A 13503-nucleotide genomic window follows, 5' to 3' on the forward strand; every position below is an offset into this window, starting at 1 on the left:
TGCTTAGTGAAATGGTAGATCAGGCCGGCAGGTGCTGGTGCACATGCCCGGCCAACTGGTGGGCGGTGATGGCCGAGAGCGTCCAGCCCAAGTGGCCGTGGCCGGTGTTGTAGAACACGTTGTTGCGCTTGCCGCGGCCCACGCGCGGCATCATGTTGGGCATCATGGGGCGCAGGCCGGCCCAGGGTTCGCAGCGGCGCGTGTTCACGCCGGGGAAGAGCTGGTTCACCCAGGCAATCAGCGGGCGGATGCGGTCGGCGCGGATGTCGTAGTCAATGCCGTTGTACTCGGCGGTGCCGGCCACGCGGAAGCGGTCTACCCCGAGGCGGCTCGTCACCAACTTGGTCTCGTCGTCCAGCAGGCTGACCCAGGGTGCGGCTTGCTGGCTGGCTTCGTCGTTGAGCTGTACGGTGATGGAATAGCCCTTGACCGGGTAAATGTTCAGCCGGTCGCCCAGTTGTGCGGCAATGCCGCGGCCGTGCACACCAGCGCACACCACCACGCCGTCAAAGCGGTGGGTCTCAGCTCCGCCCTCGTGTTGAAGCTCCAGAGTCGCGACGGTGCCGTCGGTGCTGGCGCTGGCGACCTGGTGGCCGTAGAGCGTGGTCACGCCCAAGCGCGCACAGGCTTGCGACAGGCCATGGGTGAACTTGTGGATATCGCCGGTGGAATCGCTCTCGGTGTAGTAGCCGCCGTAATACGTGCCTTGCAGGGTGGGCTCGATGGCGCGCATCTCCTCAGGGGTGACGGTGCGGCGCGAGAGACCACCGGCTGCCAGCATGGTGGAGACCTTGCCCGCATGCTCAAAACCCGCCTTGTTGCGGTAGATGTGCAAGATGCCCTTGCGCTGGTGGTCGAAGTCAATGCCCTCTGCCTGCGCCCAGGCAAACAGGTGTTCGCGTGCCGCAATGGCCAGGCGGGTGGTGGCTTCGGTGTTTTCGCGGTACTTGGGGATGGAGGCCACAAACTCTGTCATCCAGCTCAGCTTGTGCCAGGTGGGTGCGGGGTTCATGAGCAAGGGCGCGTCCTTGGTGAACATCCACTTCAGGCCCTTCACCAGGGTGCTGGGGTGGGTCCAGACCTCGGCGTTGGAGGCCGAGAGTTGGCCGCCGTTGGCATAGGACGTTTCCATGCCCGCGTAGCGGTTCTTCTCGATCAGGGTGACTTGGTAGCCGGCCTTGGCCAGGGTGTAGGCGCTGGTTACGCCAGTGATGCCGCCGCCGATGATGGCTATGTGTTTCATGAGAGCTCTTTCAGATGTGTCGCAAACAAGGGAACACGCCTGTGCACACTGCGTGCCAGGCGAGCCCCCTCTGTTTGAGACCTGAGAGATTCACCCCCTGCCGGGTGGGCAAGGGGCTTGCTCCTGCGGTGTGCCGGGTGACAAGTCCACGGCAACTCTTCAGAGTGCAAACGATCGCAGCGGTCCTTTTGCCTGAGAGTTTCCGGGGTGGTTGCTCCTTCGGCGCTGCTGCCCGAGTGGGCGGCAGGCTCTCCCGCTGCGATGCCGGGGCGGGCCCGGCGAGGGCGGCGGCATGCAATGCACAGCCGCCCTGAAAACCTTTTTTTGTGGTGTGAGACCTTCCTTTATGCGCTGGCGTAATCCGCCACAGGTACGCAGCTGCAGAAGAGGTTGCGATCGCCATACACGTTGTCCACCCGGCCCACCGTCGGCCAGTACTTGGCCGCCTTCAAGGTCGCTTCAGGGAAGGCGCCGACCTCACGGCTGTAAGGCCGGTCCCACGCGCTGCCGATCACACTGGCAGCGGTGTGGGGAGCATGCTTCAAGGGGTTGTTGTCCTGTGGCCATGCGCCTGCCTCGACTTGCGCAATTTCGCCACGGATGGCGATCATCGCGTCGATAAAGCGGTCCAGCTCGGCCAAGGTCTCGCTCTCGGTGGGCTCCACCATCAAGGTGTTGGGCACGGGGAAGGAGAGCGTGGGCGCGTGGAACCCATAGTCCATCAGGCGCTTGGCCACGTCTTCGGCCATTACGCCGCAGGTGTCCTTGAAGTGGCGCAGGTCCAGGATGCACTCGTGGGCGACGTGCCCGTTGGCAGATGCGTACAGGGTGGGGTAGTGGTCGGCTAGGCGCGCGCTGATGTAGTTGGCGCTCAGGATGGCGACTTCAGTCGCTTGTTGCAGGCCGTCCGGGCCCATCATGCGGCAGTACATCCAGCTGATGGGCAGCACCGCTGCGTTGCCCAGGGGCACCGCACTGACTGCTCCTGTGCCGGGGACACCGCCGGTGGCATGGCCGGGCAGGTAAGGCACCAGGTCTTCCACCACGCATACCGGGCCCACACCGGGGCCGCCACCGCCGTGGGGGATGCAGAAGGTCTTGTGCAGGTTCAGGTGGCTCACATCGCCGCCAAATTCGCCGGGGGCTGCGGTGCCCACCAATGCGTTCATGTTGGCGCCGTCCACATAGACCCGGCCGCCGTGCTGGTGCACCAAAGCGCACAGCTCTTTCACGGACGTTTCAAACACGCCGTGGGTGCTGGGGTAGGTGATCATCACCGCGGCCAGGTTGGCGCTGTGCTGCTCGCACTTGGCTTGCAGATCGTCCATGTCTACGTTGCCGTTGTCATCGCACTTGGCGACCACTACTGTCATACCGACCATCATGGCGCTGGCGGGGTTGGTGCCGTGCGCGCTGCTGGGGATCAGGCAGATGTTGCGGTGGCCCTGACCACGGGCTTCGTGGTAGGCCTTGATGACGAGCAAGCCGGCGTATTCGCCCTGGCTGCCGGCGTTGGGCTGCAGGCTGATGCCCGCGTAGCCAGTCGCGGCGCACAGCCATGCGCGCAATTGCGCGTCCAGCTCGGTGTAGCCCTCGCGCTGGTCCGCAGGTGCAAAGGGGTGGATATTGGCGAACTCAGGCCAGGTGATGGGAATCATCTCGCTGGTCGCGTTGAGCTTCATGGTGCAGGAGCCCAGCGGGATCATGCTGCGGTCCAGCGCCAAGTCCTTGTCACTGAGTGCGCGGATGTAGCGCAGCATGCCGGTCTCGGAGTGGTGGGTGTTGAACACCGGGTGGGTCAAGAAGGCACTGGTGCGGCGCAGGGCGGCGGGGATCAACGACCCGGCTCCGGCTTCCAAAGCTTCCACGGTGGGCAGGGCCTGGCCTTCGGCGGCAAACAGGCTCCATAGCAAAGCAATGTCCGCACGGGTAGTGGTTTCGTCCAGAGAGATGGCGATGTACTCTTCAAAGTAAATTCGCACGTTGGCGCCCATGGATACTGCGCGAGCAGCTATCGATTTGGTAGCAGATCCGGTCTTGATGGTCAGCGTGTCAAACGCCGTGTCGCTGCTGGGCACATGGCCCAAGGCGCGCAGACCCGCCGCCAGGATGGCGGTGAAGGTCGCGACCCGCTGGGCAATGCGGGTCAGACCGGCAGGGCCGTGGTACACGGCGTACATGCTGGCCACTACGGCTGGCAGCACCTGTGCGGTGCAGATGTTGGAGGTGGCTTTCTCGCGGCGGATGTGCTGTTCGCGGGTTTGTAAGGCCAGGCGGTAGGCGGGGTTGCCATGTACGTCCACACTCACGCCGACCAAACGGCCCGGCATGGAGCGTTTGTATTCGTCGCGGCAGGCCATGTAGGCAGCGTGCGGACCACCATTGCACAGCGGCATGCCGAAGCGCTGGGTGGTGCCGACCACGATGTCCGCATCCCATTCACCGGGTGGGGTCAGCAGCGTCAAGGCCAGCAGGTCAGCCGCCACGATGAAGGCCGCTTGCTTGCCGTGCACGGTGGCTACGTCAGCGCGCAAGTCGTCGATGCGGCCGCTGGTGGCGGGGTACTGGGCCAGCACCGCGAAGTAGTCGCCCGCGAGTGCAGCGTCCCACTCCGCAGCAGAGTTGGCCAGCTGCACAGTGATGCCCAGCGGCTTGGCACGGGTTTGAATCACTTCGATGGTTTGCGGATGGCAGTCGCCGGCCACCACAAAGGTGTTGCTCTTGCTCTTGACCGAGCGCTTGGCCAGCGTCATGGCTTCAGCGGCGGCGGTAGCTTCGTCCAGCATGGAGGCGTTGGCCATCGGCATACCGGTCAGGTCGCACACCATGGTCTGGAAGTTCACCAGCGCTTCCATACGGCCTTGGCTGATCTCGGCCTGGTAGGGCGTGTACGCGGTGTACCAAGCGGGGTTCTCCAGGATGTTGCGCAGGATCACGCCGGGGGTGTGGGTGCCGTAGTAGCCCTGGCCGATAAAGCTTTTGAGCACCTTGTTCTTGCCCGCAACCGCTTTCAACTCTGCCAGTGCAGCCGCCTCAGTAATGGCCGCCGGAATCGTCATGGCGCTTTTGCGCGCAATGCTGGCAGGCACGATGCTGGCAATCAGGTCGCTGCGCGACTTTTCACCGATGGCTTGCAGCATGACGGCTTCATCATCCGCAAAGATGCCGATGTGGCGAGCCTGAAACTCGCTGGCATTTTCCAGCTGGGCCAAGGTGGGCGTGGAGGTAGACGAGGAAGTTGGGGCAGAGGTGGACATGGCGGTGGCGTTCGGTGGTGGGCAGTTCACACAAACGGGTAGCCTGCTGGTTCAGGGCGGGCTCCCGGAGACTTTGCAGGCTGGGCCTGCGCAGCGGCTTTAAGCGTTGGCGGAAAACGCTGTGTAGCTGGTTTCGTCCATCAGGCCGTCGAGCTCGGCCGGGTTGGACAGCTTGACCTTGAAGAACCAACCGGCGCCCAGCGGGTCGGTGTTGGCCAGCGAAGGGTCGTCGCGCAGGGTTTCGTTGACCTCGGTGATTTCACCGGTCACGGGCATGTACACGTCAGCCGCGGCCTTCACGGACTCGACCACGCCGGCCACGGCCTTGGCGTCAATGCTGGCGCCCACGGCGGGCAGGTCGACAAACACCACGTCGCCCAGCGCATCTTGCGCGTGGTGGGTGATGCCGACAGTGGCGATATCGCCTTCGATCTTCAGCCATTCGTGATCGGCTGTGTATTTGATGGACATAACGTTCTCCTGAAAACTATTGCAATGAGGGATTGAGGGGGTAAACCACCGGAACTTGAACCTGCCAGCCCAGACTGTAGCGGCTGAAACTACGGTTTTCGGCTCCGGGGTGTCTCGTATCAGCCGCGGTAGTAGTTCGTGGGCACAAAGGGCATGGCGCTCACCACCATGGGCACCGGTTTGCCACGGACGATAGCTACTACCTGAGTCCCTGGAGCCGCTAGCGATGCGTCAACGTAGCCCATGGCCACGCATTGGTTGATGGTGGGGCCGAGCAGGCCGCTGGTGACTTCGCCGATACGGTTGCCGGCGCTGTCTTGTAGCTCGGTGTGCTCGCGCACCGGAATGCGCTCCTGCGCAATCAGGCCCACCCGCTTTTTGCTGCCTTTTGTGCCGCTAGCGCCCGTGGATTCTGCGAGAGCAGCTAGGATTTTTGTAGCGCCAGGGAATCCGCCTGCACGCGCACCACCGGTGCGGCGCACTTTCTGGATGGCCCAGTTCAGGCTCGCTTCGACCGGTGTGGTGGTGGTGTCAATGTCGTTGCCATACAGGCACAGGCCCGCTTCCAGACGCAGGGAGTTGCGGGCGCCCAGGCCGATAGGCTGCACCTCGGGCTGCGCCAAGAGTGCGCGGGCCAGGGCTTCGGCATGATTGTTGTGGACCGAGATCTCGAAGCCGTCTTCGCCGGTGTAGCCGCTGCGGGTGAGGAACACCTCGATTTTTTGGGTGCCGGTGTCGACCGTGAAGTCGCCACCGGTCATGAACACCAGCTTTTCCACGCCGGGCGCCAAGCGAGCCAGCGCCGTCACCGCTTGGGGGCCTTGCAGGGCCAGCAGAGCATAGTCGGGCAGGGGGGTGACCTGACAGCGGCTGCCAATCTGGGCTTGGATGTGGGCGATATCCCCCGCCTTGCAGGCACCGTTGACGATGACCAAGAGTTCGTCTTGCGCCTTTTTGAAGAACATCAGGTCATCGATGATGGTGCCTTCTTCGGTCAGCAACAGGCCGTAGCGCTGCTTGCCCACGGGCAGGTCGATCACGTCCACCGGCATCAGGCTCTCAAACGCCGCGCAGGCGTCCAGGCCGCTCAGGCGCAGCTGGCCCATGTGGGACACGTCAAACAGGCCGGCGGCATTGCGGGTGTGGTGGTGTTCGGCCATCAGGCCGGCGGGGTACTGAACCGGCATGGAGTAACCGGCGAACGGCACCATGCGGGCGCCCAGCTCTAGGTGAAGTGCATTGAGCGGCGTGGTCAACAAGGTCGTGTCAAAAGCGGACATGGCGGCGATCCAAACAATCCCGGCGCGAGGCGCCGGAGGGGCAATCCAAACCCGGATGTACGCAAACTTGCGCCCATCCGGTGCTGCCCCCGCTGTCCGCTTTACCTGAGAGATTCGCCGGGTCTGCGTGCACCGTGTGGGGTGCGCAGACTGCGGGTTGCTCCTTCGGTGGTTTGCAGGCCGCTGTGCGGTGCAAACTCTCTCCAGTGGGGTGTCGTCAATGGCCAAGCCACTAACGGATGTCAGTCCTTTTGCCTGAGCGTTCAGACCGCTGCAATCAGCCGTCCTGCGCCTTCGGCGGCCCCGTGAAAGGGCTCTCTCCTGAACGGGGTGGATTCTAAACCAGCCATGGTCATCGGGAAACGACTTGTTACCATTCGCTAGGCATTTGCCACATTTCACCTCCTTCGCATGCTCTATCTTTTACGGCTGGTGCTCATCAGCATTCAGTTTTTATTGGCCTCTGTGGTCAACCTGCTGATCTGTTTTTCGCGGCCTTTCAATCCCGACAATTCGCGGCTCTCCGGATACACGTTTTCAGTCCCGGCGCTGAAGATACTGGGCCTGAAGATGCGGCTGGAGACCGCAGACTTTCAATCCCAGCCCAACCCGTTTGTTGTGGTGGCCAACCACCAGTCCAACTGGGACTTGTTTGTATTGGGTTGCTCCGTGCCGCGCCGAACGGTGTCGCTAGGAAAGAAGAGCCTGAAGTGGATTCCCTTTTTCGGCCAGATTTACTGGCTGGCCGGCAACATCCTGATCGACCGGGGCAATGCCGTGAAGGCCAAAGCCGCCATGCTGCACACCACCAAGGTTATGCAGGAGCAGGACACTTCGATCTGGGTGTTTGCCGAAGGCACCCGCAACCTCGGCCGGGGCATGCTGCCGTTCAAAAAGGGCGCCTTCCAGATGGCCATTAACGCTGGCGTGCCCATCGTGCCGCTGTGTTGCAGCAACTACAAAAGCACCATGCGGCTTAACCACTGGAACAGCGGCAACATCATTATCAAGACGCTGGAACCCATTCCCACCACTGGCATGAGGCTAGACGATATGCCTGCCCTGATGGATCTGTGCCGGTCGCGCATGGAAGCTTGCATCGCCGAGCTGGACGCCCGCGCCGCCGCTCTGTGAATTCAGCGGGCAGTCTGGTGTTCGCCGAACCAGGTCAGCACGTCGTCCCATAAAGGCCGTGCCTGTCTGCGGAAGTAGCCCATATGGCCGATGGGTCCCATGCCCAGCTGACCGGGGTGGATGTCTACCTTGCGCACCGTGGTGTTGCTATAGCCGGCCATAAAGGCATTGCGCGAAGCGGGTGGCGCCCAGAGGTCGTCGGTCGCATTGGCCGCGATGATGGGGGTGCGCACCCGCCCGAACAAACCGGCTACATGCGGCAAACCGGGGTCGTCAAAGAAATAGCGTGGAAACTTGCACCAGCGCTTCCAGTCCCGGTACACGCCCAAGGGCAAGTCCTCGCCCATCTGGAGCTTGCTCCAGGCCAGGTAGCCTTTCCAGCGGGTGAGCAGCGGGCCGATCACGTGCCACATCAGCAGCACCTTGAGTTGCTCGGCGCGTGGCATCCAGCCGTGCCAGCCCGCCCCGGTGGCAAAGGTATAAAACCGCGCGACCTTGTCGTGGTTGGGGAGCAGGCCGAAAGCATGGCCGCCGAACGAGTGCCCCACCATGAAAAGAGGAACGGTGTCATCAGCCATCGCGTCCACTGCGGCCGCAACATCATGAAAAGCCCAATCCAGGAAGTTCATCTCAAAGCCGCGCAGCTCTGCGGGTTTAGAGAGACCAATGCCGCGGTAATCCACCGTGAGGGTGGTGTAGCCGTGTTGCGCGGCAAAGAGTGCGAAGTATTTGTAAAACAGCTGCGGCACACCGGTGGCACCCGCCACCACCAAATGCCCGCGCAGAGGACCTGTTGCGGGGTAGCGCAAGGCCTGCAAGGCGTAACCGTCTCGGGTCGTGAGGGTCAGGGCCTCTGGAATATTCATGGGCTGCCTCGAGGTCTAAAAAAACGGGACCCTGAGGTCCCGTTCGTACTTGCCAGCGTGTCTTACATGCCCGCGTAGTTGGGGCCGCCGCCGCCTTCGGGCGTGACCCAGACGATATTCTGGGTCGGATCCTTGATGTCGCACGTCTTGCAGTGCACGCAGTTCTGGGCGTTGATCTGCAAGCGGTCGGTGTTGTCTTCGTTCTTCACGTACTCATACACGCCTGCGGGGCAGTAGCGAGCTTCGGGGCCAGCGTACGTGGCGAGGTTGATGCTCACCGGCACCGAGGCGTCCTTGAGCGTCAAGTGGGCGGGTTGCTGCTCTTCGTGGTTGGTGTTGCTGATGAACACGCTGCTCAAGCGGTCGAAAGTGAGCTTGCCATCCGGCTTAGGGTAGACAATGGGTTTGCACTCAGCCGCAGGCTTCAGGTAGGCGTGGTCGGGCTTGTCACGGCGCAGGGTCCAGGGGATGTGTCCGCGCAGCACGAATTGCTCGAAACCGTTCATCAGCGTGGCGGTGGTCAGGCCGTACTTGAACCAGTTTTTGAAGTTGCGGTCTTTGTTCAGCTCGGTGTGCAGCCAGCTCTTCTCAAAGGCTTCGGGGTAGGCGCTCAGCTCGTCATGCTGGCGGCCGCCCACTACGGCATCAAAAGCAGCCTCAGCGGCCAACATGCCAGTTTTGATAGCGGCGTGGCTGCCTTTGATACGGCCCACGTTCAGGTAACCGGCGTTGCAACCAATCAGACAGCCGCCGGGGAATACGGTTTTGGGCAGGGCGTTGATGCCGCTCGCATTGATCGCGCGCGCGCCGTAGCCCAAGCGCTTGGCCGTGATTTCACCTTTCTCGTTTTCGAAGTAGTAGCGCACGTTCGGGTGGGTCTTCCAGCGCTGGAACTCTTCAAACGGGCTGAGGTAGGGGTTGCTGTAGCCCAAGCCGGTGACAAAGCCCAAGGCTACTTTGTTGTCTTCCAGGTGGTACAAAAACGCGCCACCGTAGGTGTCCGATTCCATGGGCCAGCCGGCGGTGTGCATCACAAAGCCGGGTTTGTGGCGGCTGGGGTCGATTTCCCACAGCTCTTTGATGCCGATGCCGAAGCTCTGCGGATCGCGGCCCTCGTCAAGCTTGTACTTGGCGATGACCTGTTTACCCAAGTGACCGCGAGCGCCTTCAGCAAACACGGTGTATTTGCCCAGCAGTTCCATCCCGAGCTGGAAGCTGTCCATCGGCTCGCCGTCTTTGCCCACACCCATGTTGCCGGTGGCCACACCTTTGACTGATCCGTCGTCGTTGTACAGCACTTCAGCGGCGGTAAAGCCCGGGAAAATTTCTACGCCCAAGCTCTCTGCTTGCTCGGCTAACCATTTGGTGACAGCGCCCAGGCTGATGATGTAGTTGCCATCGTTGTGCGCGAAGGGCGGCAGCACCATGTTGGGCACACGGAAGCCGGATTTTTCACTCAGAAAAATATAAGCGTCGTCGGTCACCGGCTGGTGCAGCGGGGCACCCAATGCCTTCCAGTCGGGAATCAGTTCGGTCAGCGCTTTGGGGTCCATGATGGCGCCGGACAAAATGTGTGCGCCGGGCTCAGAGCCTTTTTCGAGCACAACTACCGAAACATCGGTGCCTTTTTCCGCGGCGAGTTGCTTGAGGCGGATCGCCGTTGCCAAGCCGCCGGGGCCGCCGCCAACGACGACCACGTCGTATTCCATGGATTCACGGGGGCCGAATTGAGCCAGTATTTCCTGGTTTGTCATGGGGTGTCTCGCTTAATAATGGGTGGTCTTCTTGTCAGCGTTCGCGCGCCAGAGCGCACGCGAGCGGCACCAGATTTTATTCGCTGATTTTACAAAAAAGAACGACCGTTCTTTTTTAATTTGTGGAGGCACTCTAAATGGCTTACAGCATCGATCTTTCCGGGCGAATTGCATTCATCACCGGTGCATCTGGCGGGCTGGGGGCTCAGTTTGCCCGCACCTTGTCGGCCGCAGGTGCGGCGGTGGTGCTGGCCAGCCGCCGCATCGACAAGCTCAAGGACTTGCGTGCCGAAATCGAAGGGCAGGGCGGCGATGCCCATGTGATTGAACTGGATGTGACAGACCACGACTCGATCAAGTCGGCAGTAGCCCACGCCGAGACCGAGGTGGGATCCATCGACATCCTGATCAACAACTCTGGAGTGAGCACCACGCAGCGACTTCAAGACGTTAGCCCTGAGGATTACGACTTCATTTTTGACACCAACGTCAAAGGTTCGTTTTTTGTAGCCCAAGAGGTCGGCAAGCGGATGATTGCGCGCGCCAAAGGTGCTGCACCCGGCAGTTACACCGGTGGGCGCATCATCAACATCGCCTCGATGGCAGGCCTGCGGGTCTTGCCCCAAATCGGGGCCTATTGCATGAGCAAGGCTGCCGTGATCCAAATGACCAAAGCGCAGGCGCTGGAGTGGGGCAAGTTTGGTATCAATGTCAACGCACTCTGCCCGGGCTATATCGATACCGAGATCAATCACGAGCATTGGCATACCGATGCAGGGCAAAAACTGGTGCAGATGTTGCCGCGCAAGCGGATTGGTCGCCCGGCAGATCTGGATGCCATTTTGGTGACCTTGTGCTCTGATCAGAGTCACTTTATCAATGGAGCAGTCATCGCGGCTGACGATGGTTTTGGAATTTGAGCGGCGTTTGACAAGTGGGTTTGGGTTGCCGGTTTTGGTGAAGTTTTGCTGAGCGGGGTGATGGCCGGCCTGGCGGCGGGCGCCTTGTGGGGTTTGGTCTTCGTAGCGCCGGCTTTGGCGCCCGGGTTGTTGCCTGTTGATCTCGCAGCGGGCAGGTTTGCGGTTTTTGGACTGGTTTCGCTCTTGATCGTCAGCGTGGGCTATTTCCGGGGCCGCTCTCGGATGCCAACGTGGCGCCAAGCCGGAACCGCAGCCTTGCTCAGTGCACTCGGCTTTTCCGGCTATTACTTGCTGTTGGTTTATGCCATCCGTGATGCAGGTGTAGCAGTGCCCACCATGATCATTGGCACCGTTCCGGTGTGGGTGATGTTGCTGGGCAAGCCGGTTGGTCTGCGGTGGCGGGGGTTGGTTCCGGGTTTGTTGCTCACACTGATGGGCGTTGCTTTGATGATGGTGGCTGATAGCGCAAGCAGCACTGACGCGCGGCCACATGGCTGGGTGTTTTGGCGTGGGGTGTTGTACGGCTTGCTGGCTATGGCGAGTTGGGTCGTTTTCGCGATTCTCAACTCCGCTTGGTTGAAGCGGCATACCGGGGTCCCGCTTGCTGATTGGACCAGTTGGATGGGGGTGAGCTCAGGTGTCGCCGCGGTGGCCCTCTGGGGGCTGATGGGTACCCCGCTGGAATTGCTTCTGGCCCACACGGATATTGTGCGAGCAGCTATGGTTTGTATAGCAACGGGAGTCGGCTCCGCATGGGTTGCAACCATGCTGTGGAACTTTGCGAGTCGTCGCTTGAGCGCGGGCTTGTGCGGTCAACTCATCGTGTCGGAAACGCTTTTCGCACTCTTTTACGCATTTCTCGTGCACGGTGACTGGCCGCACACTTTGCAGTGGTGGGCCAGTGGTATTTTCTTGTTGGGTCTGGTGGCTTCGGTACGTGCGCATCGCTAAGGTGCGGCGCCCTTTGGACGTCGCACCCGTTTGAGTGATGGGCTGGCTTTACTTCGGAGCGAGTCGGATCGCGCCGTCCAAGCGGATCACCTCGCCGTTGAGCATGTCGTTCTCAAAAATATGAACGGCTAATTTGGCGTAATCCTGCGGAGTGCCCAAGCGCGAAGGAAATGGAACACCTGCTGCCAGCGCGTCTTGCACATCTTGGGGCATGCTGAACAACATCGGCGTGCCGAAAATCCCGGGGGCAATGGTCATGTTTCGGATGCCGTTGCGGGCGAGGTCGCGTGCAATGGGCAATGTCATACCCACCACGCCGCCTTTGGAGGCACTGTAGGCTGCTTGACCGATCTGTCCGTCATAGGCGGCCACGGAGGCGGTAGAAATCATGACGCCGCGCTCGCCGGTTGCTTCAGGTTCGTTTTTGCTCATGGCCTCGGCGGCGAGGCGGATCATGTTGAAGCTGCCGATCAAATTGACGGTGATCGTTTTGCTGAAAGATGCCAGCGCATGCGCGCCGTTCTTTCCCACCGTCTTTTCGGCAGGAGCAATGCCCGCGCAGTTCACCAAGCCCATGAGCTTGCCCATGGAGACTGCTTGGGCCACGACGGCTTGCCCATCAGCTTCGTTACTGACGTCGCACTTGACGAATGCGCCGCCCAGTTCCCGGGCAATGGCCTCGCCTTTTTCTGCCTGCATGTCTGCTATGACGACTTTGCCGCCTTTGGCTGTCAGCATGCGGGCAGTGCCCTCGCCGAGGCCAGATGCGCCGCCGGTCACGATAAAGACTTTTCCTGCGATTTCCATGGAGTGCTCCTTGTAAGGGGATGGATTGACGTTTACGTAAACGTCAATTATGGCGCAGCGGTCTTTTGATCTATTTGAACTTTTTTCGGGCTTTTTCAAAAGAAGCGCATTTTTATGCTGCTATACTTTGGCCTCTAGGATAAATGTAGGCGCATAGCTCAGCTGGTTAGAGCACCACCTTGACATGGTGGGGGTCGTTGGTTCGAGTCCAATTGCGCCTACCACATTTCTCCTCCAAGGCTTCATCTAGGGTATTCCTAGGTCGGCGCCAAGCGGTCTCTCTCTAGAATGTGCTGCACTGCAACACTTACTTGGCTCACACACCCGGTGCAGAGCGATCGACATGCAAAAAACTTCCAGTAAAGACTCCAGGGCTTCTCAGCGGGTCATCAAAAAATACCCCAACCGCCGTTTGTACGATACCGACACGTCGACGTACATTACGCTGGCGGAAATCAAGCAGCTGGTGATGGACAGCGAGTCTTTTGCAGTGGTCGATGCGAAATCGGGTGAAGACCTGACGCGAAGCATCTTGCTGCAAATCATTCTGGAAGAGGAGGCCAATGGGTCTCCAATGTTCACCGCGCCCGTGCTATCCAACATCATCCGTTTTTATGGACATGCCATGCAGGGAATGATGGGTGGTTACCTTGAAAAAAACATGCAAGCGCTGATGGATATGCAGGCGCCCATGGTGCAGGGCGTAATGGGCAACAACATGTTCCAGCAGATGCAGGAACATATGCAAAAACAAACTGAGCAATTCCTCGGTAACTTCGGAATCAAGCGTTAAGCTGGTTGGCGGCTCTCTGAGGGGCGG

General features: G+C 60.7%; 11 protein-coding genes, 1 tRNA gene and 3 riboswitches. Of the genes, 5 read left to right on the top strand and 7 right to left on the bottom strand.

Going from position 1 to position 13503, the window contains the following annotated elements:
* Positions 1-19 precede the first annotated feature (19 nt).
* From U5L73_RS08585 to gcvT, 4 genes are all read right to left on the bottom strand, one after another.
* Positions 20-1243, bottom strand: a complete 1224-nt coding sequence (locus U5L73_RS08585; protein ID WP_322561996.1) for a D-amino acid dehydrogenase — start codon at positions 1241-1243, stop codon at positions 20-22.
* Between the two features lie 170 nt (positions 1244-1413).
* A riboswitch (glycine riboswitch) is annotated at positions 1414-1509 on the bottom strand.
* A 78-nt stretch (positions 1510-1587) separates the two neighbouring features.
* Complete coding sequence (gene gcvP, locus U5L73_RS08590; protein WP_322561997.1) at positions 1588-4500, bottom strand: aminomethyl-transferring glycine dehydrogenase; 2913 nt, start codon at positions 4498-4500, stop codon at positions 1588-1590.
* Between the two features lie 99 nt (positions 4501-4599).
* The gene (gcvH, locus tag U5L73_RS08595; RefSeq protein WP_322561998.1) at positions 4600-4971 is read right to left on the bottom strand and encodes a glycine cleavage system protein GcvH; all 372 of its coding nucleotides are present in this window, start codon (positions 4969-4971) and stop codon (positions 4600-4602) included.
* A 119-nt stretch (positions 4972-5090) separates the two neighbouring features.
* Entirely contained in the window at positions 5091-6251 is a 1161-nt protein-coding gene (gcvT, locus tag U5L73_RS08600; RefSeq protein ID WP_322561999.1) for a glycine cleavage system aminomethyltransferase GcvT, read from the bottom strand.
* A gap of 82 nt (positions 6252-6333) precedes the next feature.
* Positions 6334-6468, bottom strand: a riboswitch (glycine riboswitch).
* 16 nt (positions 6469-6484) lie between these two features.
* A riboswitch (glycine riboswitch) is annotated at positions 6485-6585 on the bottom strand.
* Positions 6586-6662: 77 nt separating this feature from the next.
* Here gcvT and U5L73_RS08605 point away from each other — a divergent pair.
* Positions 6663-7385, top strand: a complete 723-nt coding sequence (locus U5L73_RS08605; protein ID WP_322562000.1) for a 1-acylglycerol-3-phosphate O-acyltransferase — start codon at positions 6663-6665, stop codon at positions 7383-7385.
* Between the two features lie 2 nt (positions 7386-7387).
* Here the strand turns inward: U5L73_RS08605 and U5L73_RS08610 are convergent, their stop codons facing one another.
* The gene (locus tag U5L73_RS08610) at positions 7388-8251 is read right to left on the bottom strand and encodes an alpha/beta fold hydrolase (protein ID WP_322562001.1); all 864 of its coding nucleotides are present in this window, start codon (positions 8249-8251) and stop codon (positions 7388-7390) included.
* Between the two features lie 62 nt (positions 8252-8313).
* A complete protein-coding gene (locus U5L73_RS08615) occupies positions 8314-10005 on the bottom strand; it encodes an electron transfer flavoprotein-ubiquinone oxidoreductase (protein WP_322562002.1) in 1692 nt (563 codons plus the stop codon).
* Between the two features lie 137 nt (positions 10006-10142).
* Between U5L73_RS08615 and U5L73_RS08620 the strand changes: the two genes are divergently transcribed.
* The gene (locus tag U5L73_RS08620; RefSeq protein WP_313875779.1) at positions 10143-10925 is read left to right on the top strand and encodes an SDR family oxidoreductase; all 783 of its coding nucleotides are present in this window, start codon (positions 10143-10145) and stop codon (positions 10923-10925) included.
* 60 nt (positions 10926-10985) lie between these two features.
* Complete coding sequence (locus U5L73_RS08625) at positions 10986-11876, top strand: DMT family transporter (RefSeq protein ID WP_322562003.1); 891 nt, start codon at positions 10986-10988, stop codon at positions 11874-11876.
* Positions 11877-11924: 48 nt separating this feature from the next.
* On the opposite strand, the gene U5L73_RS08630 is transcribed toward U5L73_RS08625, so the two are convergent.
* Entirely contained in the window at positions 11925-12683 is a 759-nt protein-coding gene (locus tag U5L73_RS08630) for a 3-hydroxyacyl-CoA dehydrogenase (RefSeq protein ID WP_313880990.1), read from the bottom strand.
* A 147-nt stretch (positions 12684-12830) separates the two neighbouring features.
* Here U5L73_RS08630 and U5L73_RS08635 point away from each other — a divergent pair.
* Positions 12831-12907, top strand: a tRNA-Val gene (locus tag U5L73_RS08635).
* A 119-nt stretch (positions 12908-13026) separates the two neighbouring features.
* Complete coding sequence (gene phaR / locus U5L73_RS08640; RefSeq protein ID WP_322562004.1) at positions 13027-13476, top strand: polyhydroxyalkanoate synthesis repressor PhaR; 450 nt, start codon at positions 13027-13029, stop codon at positions 13474-13476.
* The last annotated feature ends 27 nt before the right edge of the window (positions 13477-13503 follow it).

The organism is Rhodoferax sp. (assembly GCF_034520025.1).
Taxonomy (GTDB): domain Bacteria; phylum Pseudomonadota; class Gammaproteobacteria; order Burkholderiales; family Burkholderiaceae_C; genus Allorhodoferax.

Bases quoted from the DNA above. Each gene is read 5' to 3' on its own strand.
- U5L73_RS08585 (WP_322561996.1), bottom strand. From the start codon at position 1,243: ATGAAACACATAGCCATCATCGGCGGCGGCATCACTGGCGTAACCAGC.
- gcvP (WP_322561997.1), bottom strand. From the start codon at position 4,500: ATGTCCACCTCTGCCCCAACTTCCTCGTCTACCTCCACGCCCACCTTG.
- gcvH (WP_322561998.1), bottom strand. From the start codon at position 4,971: ATGTCCATCAAATACACAGCCGATCACGAATGGCTGAAGATCGAAGGC.
- gcvT (WP_322561999.1), bottom strand. From the start codon at position 6,251: ATGTCCGCTTTTGACACGACCTTGTTGACCACGCCGCTCAATGCACTT.
- U5L73_RS08605 (WP_322562000.1), top strand. From the start codon at position 6,663: ATGCTCTATCTTTTACGGCTGGTGCTCATCAGCATTCAGTTTTTATTG.
- U5L73_RS08610 (WP_322562001.1), bottom strand. From the start codon at position 8,251: ATGAATATTCCAGAGGCCCTGACCCTCACGACCCGAGACGGTTACGCC.
- U5L73_RS08615 (WP_322562002.1), bottom strand. From the start codon at position 10,005: ATGACAAACCAGGAAATACTGGCTCAATTCGGCCCCCGTGAATCCATG.
- U5L73_RS08620 (WP_313875779.1), top strand. From the start codon at position 10,143: ATGGCTTACAGCATCGATCTTTCCGGGCGAATTGCATTCATCACCGGT.
- U5L73_RS08625 (WP_322562003.1), top strand. From the start codon at position 10,986: ATGGCCGGCCTGGCGGCGGGCGCCTTGTGGGGTTTGGTCTTCGTAGCG.
- U5L73_RS08630 (WP_313880990.1), bottom strand. From the start codon at position 12,683: ATGGAAATCGCAGGAAAAGTCTTTATCGTGACCGGCGGCGCATCTGGC.
- phaR (WP_322562004.1), top strand. From the start codon at position 13,027: ATGCAAAAAACTTCCAGTAAAGACTCCAGGGCTTCTCAGCGGGTCATC.